The following is a 12,117-nucleotide window of genomic DNA, read 5'->3' on the forward strand; positions in this document are numbered from 1 at the left end:
TAAGCATTTCTTTCTGAGCTCAAGCAATTTTTCTAGATTCATTCTCAGGCCCCGTATATCAGGATGGAGTCGTGTATTCATTATTGAAGAGCTACCCAATCCAAGAGATTCTGGAATATTTTAAATTCTATGCGGTAGTGCCCAGATTGCTTTAGATGCCTTTACTTTAGATGGACCCGGGTTGTATTACCAATCAGTTGATCGGCCTACATGCGGCTACTTTCGTAAGTACCCATATCAAAAAATTGAGTATGTGAATATTGCGCCTTGGGCTCAGGCAAAAATAGAGGCTCGTATTACTCGAAATTCTAGCTCAGCTTTAGCGGTACTGCATTCTGAGTTTTGATATGGCGAGACACTAAAAAACTGTGATTGTTACTGCCAAAAAACCAATCAGGTATGCGCCGCCTGCGCCTAAAATAAGATCTCTTGGTCAGTTCCGTTGGAAGAATCCTAAGATAGCCGCAACCATCACAAGGCTTAAATACATTAACAAAGATCGGCAACTACAAAGCTCAAATAAGCTCATTAACGTGATGATGCCCACCAATTAAATCCATCGATGATGTTGTAGGCATTAGATAGGCCGGTAATTGCAAATACGGTAAAAAGAATTGCCACCCCTGGAATAGTAAATAAATAATCTACACCAGAAATATCGAGTCGAGTAATTTGTGCGCCCAAGTAAGTGGCTGCCATTACTGCAGCGATTGCCGTAAAAATCAAACGAGTTTTAATGCCCACCCTTTTTGTGAGATCTTCAGTTAGCCCTATTGCAAAAGTCGGAATTACGCAAACTAAAAGTATTAATTCCTCTATGTTTAATGGATTGTTCTTTAACCGCATTAAGGTGGCCGCAAAAATTCCAATGGCGATGCTCACACCACCAATGCGAGAAACTGAGTATTTATGAAACTTCTGAGGACCATCTAAGTTTGAATCTGCAGAAAAGCGACTATGTAAGCCCTCAAATCGAATGATGAGCAGGGTAGCAATAAATGAGGAGATGAAGGCGGTTAATAGACCTGACATTAGAAGACCATTATAAATTCTAAAACTGCCTTTTAAGCCTTATAGGTTTGAATTTTTACTGATCTTTGACTATATTTTTTATGGTTTAGTAATGAGTATTTAAAATCCGTAAGGGGTAATCCCCTATTACGGCACTAAACTCAAAAACAAATACTCCAAGAAAATAATCACATGAACAATGCCCTGTAGCAAGGTGGTTCTGCCAATGGCAAGCGTCAGTGCACCAATAAAGAAGCTTAAGTACATCAGTACCATATTCAGGTCGCTAATGCCTAGGCTTAAGGGTAGATTGAAGAATATGGCAATTGCCGCCACAGTTGGAATCGTTAAGCCAATACTTGCCAAGGCGGAGCCTAATGCTAAGTTCAAACTACTTTGAAGGCGGTTCGCTTTTGCTGCTCTCACAGCAGCAAATCCTTCAGGCAATAAAACTAGAAGCGCAATCGCAATACCCACAATAGTTTTTGGGGCGCCAGCCGCATCAACCGCTCTTTCAATGGCAGGGCTTAGTAATTCGGCAAGACCTACTACAGTAATTAGCGAAAGAATTAATAAGACTGCACTTACAGCTGTTTTGAGCTTGCTTGGCTTTTGGGCATGAGTATTTTGATTAGTCCTTTTGTCCTGCGCTTTAGGCAGATAGTAGTCTCTGTGAGTGACTGTTTGAAAAAATAAGAACGCAATATATAAGGCGAATGAAGCAATACCAGCAAAGGCTAGCTGACTTTTTGTAAAGTCAGGACCAGGTGTACTCACAGTTACTGTTGGCATGACCAAAATGAACGTAGCCAATGCAGTTAATACCGCTAATGCGGAGTTAGTGCCTTCATTTCGAAAGCTCATTTCATGATGGGTAAGACCGCCTACAAAAATGCATAAACCAATCACACCATTAATCACAATCATGACTGTGGCAAAAACTGCATCACGGGCAATAAATTGCGATCCATCATGACCGGTGAGCATCATCGAGATGATCAATGACACTTCAATAATAGTCACGCTGATGGAGAGCACTAGAGTGCCGTAGGGCTCCCCAGTCTTATGGGCAATGACTTCAGCATGATGAACGGCAGACAGGACTGCGCCAATAAGTGTGGCACTCATGAGAACGATGAACCAAGTTTGGCTAAGTAGGGCTGTCATATCGATAGTATTGAGATGTCTCGGTAGATGTTAGTTGGTTTAGTGACGAGGCGCGATATGGAAAATCAGGGTAAGCTATAGTTGCTCGGCACTACAGGCAATTTCTGATTCGTGAAAAATTATCAATATGAGAGTGTATAACTATCCATGAAAGCCATTATTTTATTTGGTCACGGGGCCCGAGATAGTCGCTGGCGCGAGCCATTTGACCGGCTTGCGGCATTGTGGCAAGAGCAGCATACTCATACCCCTATTGAGTTGGCTTTTTTAGAGATGATGCAGCCCTCATTGGAGGAGGCGGTAAGAGCTTTAAGCGCCAAGGGCGCAAATGATGTGATAGTGGTGCCAGTCTTTTTTGGGCAAGGCGGTCATTTGCGCAATGACTTCCCTGCTTTACTAGAGGAGTGTCGAGATAAGTTCCCTGGCGTGCAACTACGCTCGACGAGCGCTGTGGGTGATGACCTGGCTGTCTTGCAAGCCATTATCGATTTCGGAGCCAGGGCCCTCTAAATTTTGGCTATTGGCAGAGTGGTTTCTTAAAGCCTCTCCAATCATAATCAGTGCAGGTGAGTTGCTATCAAACCAAGAATCCACTTTGCCTGCTGCTAATTCTTTTAAGGTGCTAGTCCAGTGACGCTCATGCCGGGTGCTAACAGCTTCAAGTATGTGGACTGGTGTATCTGGGTTGTGTTTAATTAAGCCCCCAGTATTTTTCTTGATAAGTTGTTGAGATATTCGTGCTGCATCTTTGCGCCCCATGTAATAAACGAGGGTATCTGCATTAGGATTTGAGGTTGGCGCTATTGATTGGTTATCTGGAATATTTTCAGTACCTTGCGAGAGCGTCACAAAAGCAACGCTACGTGAAATACCGCGCAATGTTAATGATTGCTGAAGACTAGCGGCACCCGCAAGCGCAGCAGTAATGCCAGGAACCACTTCAACTGCAATACCTGCCTCTTTAATGGCGGTGATTTCTTCATCGGCTCTACCAAAGAGCATAGGGTCACCACCCTTCAGACGGACAATAGTTTGGTATTTTTGTGCTGCATCGACTAAACGTTTATTGATAAAGTGCTGAGCAGAAGACAACTTACCGCAACGCTTGCCAACTGCTACTTGAATAGCTTGTGGGCAAAGATCGAGCATTTCAGGACCAACCAAAGCATCATGAAAAACAATATCAGCTTGCGCTAGTAACTTGGCGCCACGCACGGTAATGAGATCTGCTGCACCAGGCCCGGCGCCAATTAAATACACTTTGCCAAGTGCATCATTTAGATTATTGGACATTCTGGTCATGGCTTCTGAGTTCGCATACTAGGTGCTTAGCGTTGCGCGTTTATTGCGCCAGCTGTTCTGAGTGGTAACGGAGAACAAATCGAATTGCTTAAGCGCAACATCGAGATTTTGATCTGGACGTAGGGCGAAACTATCGAATCCAACACGAGCACCTTGCAATAGCTGATCAATGAGTACATCACCAATGGCGCGGATCTCACCAGTCCAATGGAAACGATCTCGTAGTAGTGCTGCTGTACTAAAGCTTCTACCATCTCTAAAGATAGGAAAGTGGGCTGCAATGAGTGGCCACACTGTCTTGCCGCGTTCAATCATATCAGCATGCTTGAGGATGTCATCATCAGCTGCAAACCAGACGCTAATCAGACCAGCGCTCGCTTTGCTCTGAATATCTGTTTCATTGTGATGGGTTATCCACCAGGAGAATGGCACCAATACCTTGCTTTTGCCATACTCTAGGTCAGGTAAGCCACCTTCAACTTGGCTACCACTCCAAATTAACCACTCATTGGGAGCAAGGCTGGGGTTTTCATCTTTAGGAAAATACAAGACCTGCTCATGGGCAGCAATCGTATTTGGAGTGACAACACTTGTCTGACTCATAATGCAACCTCACCAACTAGGATGCCATTCTTTTTCTGAAGATTTTCTTGCTTGTTCTTGTAGGCTGCTTCTTTAAAAGGTGTTACCCCAAGGCGGCGATAGGTCTCAATAAAAGCTTCGTTCTCAGCGCGCTGTTCCACATAAGTATTAATAATGTTGGTAATGACATCGGGGATTTCATCAGCGTAGAAAGAAGGCCCAATCACTTTACCAATGGCAGCTTCATTGCCTTGTTCGCCACCCAAGGTGATTTGATACCACTCTTCACCGTCTTTATCGACACCTAAAACGCCAATATTCCCCACGTGGTGATGGCCACAAGAGTTAATGCAACCAGAAATATTTAAGCTGATATCGCCTAGATCAAATAGGTAGTCTAGATCATCAAAGCGCTCCTGAATCGCCTTGGCAATAGGCAGTGATTTGGCATTAGCTAAAGAGCAGAAGTCACCACCAGGGCAAGCAATGATGTCAGTGAGTAGGCCAATATTGGGTAATGCTACTTTTTGTCTTTTAGCTTCTTGCCACAGTTCGTAGAGCTTAGATTGTTCTACATCGGCTAGCACTAAGTTTTGTTCATGCGTTGCCCGCAATTCACCAAAGCTATATTGGTCTGCTAAATCTGCAATAGCCAACATCTGCGCAGTAGTGGCATCACCAGGCGCTACCGTGCCATGAGGCTTGAGTGAGAGGATGACGCTGGTATAACCTGATACTTGATGAGGCTTAACGTTGCGCTCCAGCCATCTAGTAAATGCCACTCTTTCTGCTTCATTTGCCGTATTAATCACTTGCTCGTCAGAGAGCTTTGGCAAAGTCTGATAAGCAGGCTTAGTAAAGTGTTTGGCAACACGATCCCATTCTGCTTGAGTGAAATTGTCATCACCTGCTTTGTTGTGGAGCCATTCGCCTTCAACCTGGCGGGCAAACTCTGCTGGCCCCAAAGCCTTAACTAAGATCTTGATGCGAGCCTTATACAGATTGTCTCTGCGGCCAAAGCGGTTATATACCCGTAAGAGGGCAGTGAGGTAGCTGGGAAGTAACTGCCATGGTAGGTTGGTTTTAATGAGTGAGCCCAAGATTGGGGTACGACCCATGCCGCCACCAGCGTAGATATCCGCAGTTAATTCATGATTATTTTTCTTTAGCTCAATACCCATATCATGGCAAAGCAAAATTGTGCGATCTTCTTTAGCCCCATTAATTGCAAACTTAAATTTACGAGGCAAGTGAGCAAACTCTGGATGGAGTGTTGACCATTGACGTAGTAACTCACAAACGGGGCGTGGGTCTACATATTCATCAGCGGCAACCCCAGCAAATGCATCACTTGTAATATTGCGGATGCAATTGCCAGATGTTTGAATGGCATGCATTTCGACTTTGGCGAGCTCAGCTAAAATATCAGGAGCGTCTTCTAAGGTAACCCAGTTGAACTGAATGTTTTGCCGGGTAGTGAAGTGCCCATAGCCACGATCATATTTGTCAGCAATGAACGCCAGCGTGCGCAATTGTTTAGAGTTAAATAGACCGTATGGAATGGCAATACGCAGCATGTAGGCATGGCGCTGGTAATAAAGACCGTTCTGCAATCTCAGTGGACGAAACTCTTCCTCGGCTAAGCTGCCATTCAGGCGCCTGGCAACTTGGTCTCTGAATTGGGCAACCCGTTGATCTACCAGGGTTTGGTCAATATGGTCATATCTATACATAGGAAACGATTGTCTAGTTCTTTTGATATTGCTACAAATACTTAAAAGTCGTTTCCATATAGCGATTTAGATATAAAGAGCCTAAAAACCCATTCAAACCTCAAAAGTCTGCTTCAATAGCTTTGAGGGAGTTAAAAAGCATATTGCTATCTCAATGTATTTAAATATATAATTAAAAATATATTTAATTGGAGGCTTTATGGAAAACCTATTAACATCTCTCACCGCATCACTTACAGAGCTGAGGGAGCCGAATAAGGTGATTGCCAGAGCTGGCAATCAGCCTGTAGCGATATTGAATCGTAACGAAGCTATTGGTTATTTTGTGCCCAAAGCTGCTCTGGCCGATATTGAATTGAAACTTGCCTCAAAGGATCAAGTGACTGAGTTTATAAGCTCCAAGTTACCAAAGATTGATCACGTCTTAGACTACCTTAAAGATAAGTAATTAATGGTTCAATTTGTTGTCATTGATGTTGAAAATGTCATATTGATTCATGATGCGGTCATTGGTAAAAAAGAGTTGCGAGGCTTAGCAAAAGATAAATCCTTAGAGGCTACGCTAGAGAGGGTGCATAACCGCTTGCAGTTTGGATTTATTTCGGATGCCTTTGACTTGGCAGCATGCTACGCAACTTTTATCGCTAAAGGGCATTGTTTTAATGATGCGAATAAAAGAACATCAGCTGCAGTACTATTTTTCATACTAACTGAAAACGGCATTGAGATTAATTTTCCAACTCTTGAGTTGGGTGATTGGATTATTGCAATTGCTTCAGATATGAAGACCGAGGTTGAGCTGGCTGGGTGGCTAAGGAGCCATACCAGCTAATTTTTGCTAAAACCGAAATTCCCGATAGTGCCTATAGAGGTTGGCAATTGATGCAAAGCCCAGAATGACGATCAAGATTGAAAAGACGTAATCAATCGTTAGGTAAGTAAAGATGCCCATTTGAATGAGGATTGCAATGCCTATAAAGGCGGCAATCGATCCCAAGGCGACAAGCTTAAAGTTCGGAATAAAAGCGCCCAAGGTAATGGCGATAAAGACAATATATAAGTCTGAGACGAGTTGATCAGCGGTAACGAAAACCGTGTTGGTAAATTCAGGATTAGTAAATTTTCCAATGACGGCTAATGCCAGGATGCCAGCCAAAATAGCAAAGTTCAACTTTGCTTTAGTAACGATTTCTTTGAGCTGATTATTCATGATGAGTAACTATTTTAAGAGCCGCTACCATTAAATACTAAGGTCATCCCAAGCCACAGCAGGATAAAGGCAACCAGTATGGTCAGACCAATTTTCTTGAGAAAATATTCTAGGGTATCCATGTAGGCTTCATCGTTACGACCAAACCAACGATCAAAACGTTTCCAAACCAGGCGTCCTACTACTAGCGGCAGGAGCATGGCAACAATGCCAAAAATAATGGTGAGGGTGTTATCCATCAGTTGATTTCTTTCTTACTAAATACTGTTTGTGCTGTTTGGTTAGCGCTTGTTTATCAATTCGGTGCTGCAAAGTCATACAGGATACAGGGGTTGTCGACCAGGATCGATTTTCTAAGATTTTCATCGACAACCCATGATCCCAATAGATCACATAGATCGGCATCATGGGGCATTTGCTTCTTGACCATGACATGGGGCCAATCTGTTCCCCACACTAGCCTACGGGGGTTTGCCTTGATCACAGCGTCATTCAATGGGCGCATATCCAGATAGGGAAGACCACCATCGCAAATCCGATAAGGTCCCGTCATTTTGGCCCAAGCACGGTTACTTTTGAGAAGCTCTAAAAGTCCCAAGAAACCCTCATTCTGGATTCCATGTTTTGCATGGGAGTAACCAAAATGCCCAAAGACTAAATCTACCGGAAAATTTTCAAACACTTTAGCTAGATCGGGATATTCATTCACATGCATCAGTAACTCTAGATGCCAGCCAAAAGGTTTGATGCGGTTGGCCAAATCTTTTAAATTTTGAATGGGTAGCTCAGCAGATTTATCGGCAACATCAACAATATTGCAGCGAATGCCACGGACGCCAGCACTGTGCAGTTCTTCTAAGTAGGCGTCAGTGATGTCTTGGAGGTTACTCGGAATCACTGCTACCCCGCGCAATTGCTCAGGATAGATATTGAGTGCAGCAAGCATCGCGCGATTGTCTGTGCCATACACACTGGGTTGTACTAGCACTGCGCGATCTACGCCCAACATCTTGAGTAAGTCTTTGTAACTTTCTAGTGTGGCATCAGGCGGTGTATAGATGCGCTCTTGCGCATACGGATATTGGCTAGCTGGCCCGCAAACGTGGGCATGACAGTCTACTGCCCCAGATGGAAATGCGATTTTGGGAGATCTGATTTCTGGATCGGGGGCTTGGCACAGGGGTGCTGAAGCGGTTTGAGTCAAAGCAATTCTTTATTGCGGTTCGATATTCGCTTCTTTGGCAATCTTTTGATACTTCGCCATTTCTTCACGAACAAACTTACCAAATTCTGCAGGGCTCATTGGGGTTGCTTTAATGCCTTTAGTTTCATAAGCAGTTTTGACTTCGGGATCTTGCATCGATTGATTGATATCGATGTTGATCTTTTTAATTACTGCAGCTGGAGTTCCTGCGGGAGCCCACACACCAAACCAAAGACCAATTTCAAAAGCGGGATAGCCTTGCTCAGCAATGCTGGCAATCTCTGGAACTGCGGCATTACGAGTTTTACTAGTAATGCCTAAAGCGCGCACTTTGCCACCTTTGAGTTGACCAATGGCTGTATCAAGTGGCGCCATATAAAAAGCCGTGCGACCAGACATCGTGTCGGCAATGGCTTCAGGAGATCCTTTGTAAGGCACATGAATGAGTTTGATGCCCATGATCTGATTGAAGTATTCAGCGGCCAAATGGGTGGAGCTACCAACACCAGCAGAAGCAAAAGTAATTTCTCCTGGCTTGGATTTAGCAGCAATCACTAGATCTCGAATACTTTGATAAGGACCATCTGCTGCCGTAATCATCACGTAAGGAGTCTGCCCAAGAATAGCGACATCGACCAAGCTCTTGAGTGGGTCATAAGGCAGTTTCTTATAGATTGCTGGATTAGCTGCATACGATGCGGATTGCACGAGCAAGGTATAGCCATCTGGCTCTGAGTTCACTACCACGCCAGTGCCAATCAATCCGCCGGCACCAGGGCGATTTTCAATAATGACCGATTGCTTCCAGGTTTCAGAAAGATTTTTTGCCACTACCCGCCCAGCGATATCTGCGCCAGAGCCGGTTGTTAATGGAACTACCATTTTGACAGTGCGGTTAGGATAGTTCTGCGCATGGCTTTGGTGGCTAATGCTTGCTAGAGCAAGAAAGCCCAAAGCTAAGAATGATTTTCCGAGTTTGAGGGTGTACTGGCCCTGATTAGGTAATGTAAACATAATGTCTCCTTGGTGTTTTTATCGTTTTTTATAGTTTCATCGGATAATCTAACATGCTCTAGTCAATAGATAAATAGAAGCTGGCAGAAATACAGAGAAGGTGGAGACAAATGACACAAATGCATGATGCCCAGACCGTCAAGGTAAATGGGGTAGATATCGCCTACCGATTTGATGGTCCTAAAGATGGCCGTGTTTTATTGGTAGCAAATAGCTTAATGGCCAATGGCAGTATGTGGGATTGGAATGTGCCTGCATTGGCCGATCGCTACCGTGTACTGCGCTATGACAAAAGAGGGCATGGACAGTCGGCAGTTAGCCCTGGCCCATACACCATTGCCCAATTAGCAGATGATGCAGTTGGACTATTAGACGCGCTCGGAATTGCAAAAGCCCACTTTATGGGTTTATCTATTGGCGGCATGATTGGCCAGCAATTAGGCGCCCGCTATCCAGAGCGTATTTATTCCCTATCACTTTGTAACACCGCTTCTGAAATGCCACCACGCAGTTTGTGGGAAGAGCGTTTTGAGATTGCGCGCACACAAGGTATTGCCGGATTAGTTGATGGCACGATCAAGCGTTGGTTCACTGCGCCATTTATCGAGCGCGCTCCCGGTGATATTGAAAAAGTGCGCCAAATGATTTTGGCTACTAATGCAGATGGCTATATGGGTTGCGGCAGTGCCGTGCGCGATATGGCGCAAAGTACGATGCTTCTCAAGATTAAAACACCTACTTTGGTTCTCTCCGGTAGACATGACCCAGCCTGTACAGTAGATCAAGGCACTGTTTTACATCGCCTCATTGATGGCTCTAAGATGGTGGTGCTTGAAGATGCAGCGCACTTATCCAATATTGAGCAGCCTGCCGCATTTAATCGCACAGTACGAGAATTTATCGACTCTGTAGATCAGACTTTGTAAGACCCGATATTTTTTCAGAAATTTAATTGCATGAACTTTAGAAAGCACCCATGACCGAACTATCCAGCACTCAAATACAAGAGATCCGCACGCAAGTATTGGGCGCGGCCGCAAAAGTGCCTGGCGCGCTCATTGGCCTGGGAATCTTGTTTGTTCTTCTGGGGATGATTGGCATTGCCGGACAGACCTTATTCTCATTTGTATCGATTAACGTTCTAGGCATCTTTTTGTTTGCAGGCGGCGTTTTGCAAGCAGTACATGCGATGAAGTCCAAGGGTTGGAAAAGTGTGGGCGTCCAAATGCTCTTGGCTATTTTGTATATAGCTGCTGCAATCTTCACCTGGTCATTTCCGATTCCTGCACTGGAGGCCATTACCTTATGGATGGCAGCCATTTTTTTTTGCAACCGGTGTGCTGCGATTAATTACTGCATTTCAGCATCGTCATTTTAATGAATGGATTTGGTTAGTACTTTCTTCCGCAATTTCCATTTTGATGGGTGCGCTCATCATGAATAGCTTTCCAGCATCAAGCCTGTGGTTACCAGGTTTACTCATCGCCATTGAATTAATATTACAAGGCTGGTCTTTACTATTCCTAGGCTTGGCAGCTAAGTCAGTGGCGAAGACGGTAACTGAGTCATTAACTAAGTAATTCTCGAACCAATCTCATAAGTCATTAGATATAAAGAGCAGACATCATGACAATGAAAAAAACCGACCTGTATAAGAACCTAGCCTTAACTACTGCTCAGCGGATGAAAAATGCTGCCAAGACTCCCAAGCTTGGGGCTGCTGAAGCAAAAGCGAAAACTAAAAAAGAGCTAGCAGAGTCAAACCCGATGCTAGCTTCTTTAATGGGCAAGAAGAAAACGAAGTAAATATTTCTGCCGATCGCTAGGAAATTACTTGAAGCAATCCTCATCACTTCTTCTAATTGATTTTTTAAAGGTCTTTGCGGCTCTTCTGATTATTCTTCACCATTTATCGAGTTATGGGCAGATTGCAGAGGATGCTCGTAAGGCTTTACCCGGCATCATGAATTGGCTTTTTGAGTACGGTCGCTTTGCTGTACAAATATTCTTAGTGATGGCGGGTTATTTAGCTGCCCAGTCTTTAACTCGCTATGCTAATGTCAAATTTAGCGCACAAGGATTACTCAAGGTCATCCTCAATCGCTATTTACGCCTCTTTGCTCCCTATGCTGCCGCATTAATCTTCACGATTGCCTGTGCTTATATTGCGCGCTTTTGGGTCAATGATGAATTCGTGGGTGAATCTGAAACGCTCTCCCAATTTTTAGCCCACCTCTTTTTTATTCAAGGAATTTTGGGCTTGGATTCTATCTCCGCAGGTGCTTGGTATATCGCGATTGATTGGCAGTTGTATTCAGTGTTGGCTATTTTGTTGATTTCCTTTCCAAGATATCAGGCAGTCATTTGGGTGATTAGCATGCTAGCAGTGAGTTCACTTTTGTTCTTTAATCGCTCTGGTACGTATGAGGCCTACTTTATCTATTTCATTGGCTCTTACAGCTTAGGGGTCTTGGCCTACCTAGCTAAGTGCTTTGATAATCAGGGCGTGAATCGCCTAGCCAAAATCGCGCTATTACTCATCGGAATCATCATTGTCATCTCCTCCTTTCAAGAAATTTGGCTTAGAAATTTTTTAGCCTGGTTCGTTGCAATAGCATTGCTATTTTGGGGAAATAAATCATATCCATCTGCAGATAGCAAAATGCTAGAAGCAATTGCTTGGGGAAGTCAGCGTTCTTATTGTGCGTTTCTGATTCACTTTGCATTAATCTTGCTAGCTAATACGCTATACATTGCAACAGGCATGTACATGCATGAAAGCGGGATGCTAGCGATTGCCTTGATGTTGGGGGTAGTGGGGTGCAGCATGATTGCTGCCAACTATTTATATCGCGCTGTTGAGGTACCGGCGCTGCGCCTCAAAATCTAAATCT

Annotated in this window: 17 protein-coding genes; 8 read left to right on the plus strand and 9 right to left on the minus strand. The window is 44.1% G+C overall.

Annotated features, from left to right (window positions below):
• Positions 1-528 precede the first annotated feature (528 nt).
• Complete coding sequence (locus B6A14_RS03265; protein ID WP_087909030.1) at positions 529-1,032, minus strand: MraY family glycosyltransferase; 504 nt, start codon at positions 1,030-1,032, stop codon at positions 529-531.
• Between the two features lie 126 nt (positions 1,033-1,158).
• Positions 1,159-2,178, minus strand: a complete 1,020-nt coding sequence (locus tag B6A14_RS03270) for a calcium:proton antiporter (RefSeq protein WP_087909031.1) — start codon at positions 2,176-2,178, stop codon at positions 1,159-1,161.
• Between the two features lie 147 nt (positions 2,179-2,325).
• Between B6A14_RS03270 and B6A14_RS03275 the strand changes: the two genes are divergently transcribed.
• On the plus strand, positions 2,326-2,688 hold the full coding sequence (locus B6A14_RS03275; RefSeq protein ID WP_087909032.1) for a sirohydrochlorin chelatase: 363 nt from the start codon (positions 2,326-2,328) through the stop codon (positions 2,686-2,688).
• Here B6A14_RS03275 and cobA read toward each other — a convergent pair.
• The 3 genes from cobA to B6A14_RS03290 are packed head-to-tail and all read right to left on the minus strand — an operon-like array spanning position 2,611 to position 5,795.
• The gene (gene cobA / locus B6A14_RS03280; RefSeq protein WP_236635643.1) at positions 2,611-3,480 is read right to left on the minus strand and encodes a uroporphyrinogen-III C-methyltransferase; all 870 of its coding nucleotides are present in this window, start codon (positions 3,478-3,480) and stop codon (positions 2,611-2,613) included. The genes B6A14_RS03275 and cobA overlap by 78 nt on opposite strands.
• A gap of 18 nt (positions 3,481-3,498) precedes the next feature.
• On the minus strand, positions 3,499-4,083 hold the full coding sequence (locus tag B6A14_RS03285) for a DUF934 domain-containing protein (RefSeq protein WP_087909034.1): 585 nt from the start codon (positions 4,081-4,083) through the stop codon (positions 3,499-3,501).
• Positions 4,080-5,795 (minus strand): nitrite/sulfite reductase, encoded by a 1,716-nt coding sequence (locus B6A14_RS03290; protein WP_087909035.1) that lies wholly within the window; start codon positions 5,793-5,795, stop codon positions 4,080-4,082. The genes B6A14_RS03285 and B6A14_RS03290 overlap by 4 nt, the downstream gene beginning before the upstream one ends.
• Positions 5,796-5,994: 199 nt before the next feature.
• On the opposite strand from B6A14_RS03290, the gene B6A14_RS03295 reads away from it, so the two are divergent.
• Entirely contained in the window at positions 5,995-6,243 is a 249-nt protein-coding gene (locus B6A14_RS03295) for a prevent-host-death family protein (RefSeq protein ID WP_087909036.1), read from the plus strand.
• 3 nt (positions 6,244-6,246) lie between these two features.
• Positions 6,247-6,627, plus strand: coding sequence for a type II toxin-antitoxin system death-on-curing family toxin (locus B6A14_RS03300; protein WP_087909037.1), 381 nt, complete (start codon positions 6,247-6,249; stop codon positions 6,625-6,627).
• Between the two features lie 6 nt (positions 6,628-6,633).
• On the opposite strand, the gene B6A14_RS03305 is transcribed toward B6A14_RS03300, so the two are convergent.
• From B6A14_RS03305 to B6A14_RS03320, 4 genes are read right to left on the minus strand one after another with little or no spacing between them, the layout of a single operon-like run.
• Entirely contained in the window at positions 6,634-7,005 is a 372-nt protein-coding gene (locus tag B6A14_RS03305; protein ID WP_087909038.1) for a hypothetical protein, read from the minus strand.
• 14 nt (positions 7,006-7,019) lie between these two features.
• Positions 7,020-7,244, minus strand: coding sequence for a hypothetical protein (locus B6A14_RS03310; RefSeq protein WP_087909039.1), 225 nt, complete (start codon positions 7,242-7,244; stop codon positions 7,020-7,022).
• A 56-nt stretch (positions 7,245-7,300) separates the two neighbouring features.
• On the minus strand, positions 7,301-8,209 hold the full coding sequence (locus B6A14_RS03315; protein WP_161491102.1) for an amidohydrolase family protein: 909 nt from the start codon (positions 8,207-8,209) through the stop codon (positions 7,301-7,303).
• Between the two features lie 9 nt (positions 8,210-8,218).
• Complete coding sequence (locus B6A14_RS03320; protein WP_087909041.1) at positions 8,219-9,223, minus strand: Bug family tripartite tricarboxylate transporter substrate binding protein; 1,005 nt, start codon at positions 9,221-9,223, stop codon at positions 8,219-8,221.
• 110 nt (positions 9,224-9,333) lie between these two features.
• Here B6A14_RS03320 and pcaD point away from each other — a divergent pair, with 110 nt between their 5' ends.
• Genes pcaD through B6A14_RS03340 form a run of 5 tightly spaced genes read left to right on the plus strand, consistent with a single transcriptional unit; the run spans position 9,334 to position 12,113 of the window.
• On the plus strand, positions 9,334-10,149 hold the full coding sequence (gene pcaD, locus B6A14_RS03325; RefSeq protein ID WP_087909042.1) for a 3-oxoadipate enol-lactonase: 816 nt from the start codon (positions 9,334-9,336) through the stop codon (positions 10,147-10,149).
• A gap of 50 nt (positions 10,150-10,199) precedes the next feature.
• Complete coding sequence (locus tag B6A14_RS03330; protein ID WP_201721463.1) at positions 10,200-10,601, plus strand: HdeD family acid-resistance protein; 402 nt, start codon at positions 10,200-10,202, stop codon at positions 10,599-10,601.
• Positions 10,561-10,803 (plus strand): hypothetical protein, encoded by a 243-nt coding sequence (locus B6A14_RS10565; RefSeq protein ID WP_407947029.1) that lies wholly within the window; start codon positions 10,561-10,563, stop codon positions 10,801-10,803. The genes B6A14_RS03330 and B6A14_RS10565 overlap by 41 nt, the downstream gene beginning before the upstream one ends.
• Positions 10,804-10,849: 46 nt before the next feature.
• Positions 10,850-11,029 carry a hypothetical protein gene (locus B6A14_RS03335; RefSeq protein WP_087909043.1) on the plus strand — a complete coding sequence of 60 codons (180 nt, stop codon included), beginning with the start codon at positions 10,850-10,852 and terminating at the stop codon, positions 11,027-11,029.
• Between the two features lie 28 nt (positions 11,030-11,057).
• The gene (locus B6A14_RS03340; protein ID WP_087909044.1) at positions 11,058-12,113 is read left to right on the plus strand and encodes an acyltransferase family protein; all 1,056 of its coding nucleotides are present in this window, start codon (positions 11,058-11,060) and stop codon (positions 12,111-12,113) included.
• Positions 12,114-12,117: the final 4 nt, after the last annotated feature.

Origin of the sequence: Polynucleobacter hirudinilacicola, from assembly GCF_002192535.1 — a bacterium.
GTDB classification, from domain to species: domain Bacteria; phylum Pseudomonadota; class Gammaproteobacteria; order Burkholderiales; family Burkholderiaceae; genus Polynucleobacter; species Polynucleobacter hirudinilacicola.

Bases quoted from the DNA above. Each gene is read 5' to 3' on its own strand.
- B6A14_RS03265 (WP_087909030.1), bottom strand. From the start codon at position 1,032: ATGTCAGGTCTATTAACCGCCTTCATCTCCTCATTTATTGCTACCCTG.
- B6A14_RS03270 (WP_087909031.1), bottom strand. From the start codon at position 2,178: ATGACAGCCCTACTTAGCCAAACTTGGTTCATCGTTCTCATGAGTGCC.
- B6A14_RS03275 (WP_087909032.1), top strand. From the start codon at position 2,326: ATGAAAGCCATTATTTTATTTGGTCACGGGGCCCGAGATAGTCGCTGG.
- cobA (WP_236635643.1), bottom strand. From the start codon at position 3,480: ATGACCAGAATGTCCAATAATCTAAATGATGCACTTGGCAAAGTGTAT.
- B6A14_RS03285 (WP_087909034.1), bottom strand. From the start codon at position 4,083: ATGAGTCAGACAAGTGTTGTCACTCCAAATACGATTGCTGCCCATGAG.
- B6A14_RS03290 (WP_087909035.1), bottom strand. From the start codon at position 5,795: ATGTATAGATATGACCATATTGACCAAACCCTGGTAGATCAACGGGTT.
- B6A14_RS03295 (WP_087909036.1), top strand. From the start codon at position 5,995: ATGGAAAACCTATTAACATCTCTCACCGCATCACTTACAGAGCTGAGG.
- B6A14_RS03300 (WP_087909037.1), top strand. From the start codon at position 6,247: ATGGTTCAATTTGTTGTCATTGATGTTGAAAATGTCATATTGATTCAT.
- B6A14_RS03305 (WP_087909038.1), bottom strand. From the start codon at position 7,005: ATGAATAATCAGCTCAAAGAAATCGTTACTAAAGCAAAGTTGAACTTT.
- B6A14_RS03310 (WP_087909039.1), bottom strand. From the start codon at position 7,244: ATGGATAACACCCTCACCATTATTTTTGGCATTGTTGCCATGCTCCTG.
- B6A14_RS03320 (WP_087909041.1), bottom strand. From the start codon at position 9,223: ATGTTTACATTACCTAATCAGGGCCAGTACACCCTCAAACTCGGAAAA.
- pcaD (WP_087909042.1), top strand. From the start codon at position 9,334: ATGACACAAATGCATGATGCCCAGACCGTCAAGGTAAATGGGGTAGAT.
- B6A14_RS03330 (WP_201721463.1), top strand. From the start codon at position 10,200: ATGACCGAACTATCCAGCACTCAAATACAAGAGATCCGCACGCAAGTA.
- B6A14_RS03335 (WP_087909043.1), top strand. From the start codon at position 10,850: ATGACAATGAAAAAAACCGACCTGTATAAGAACCTAGCCTTAACTACT.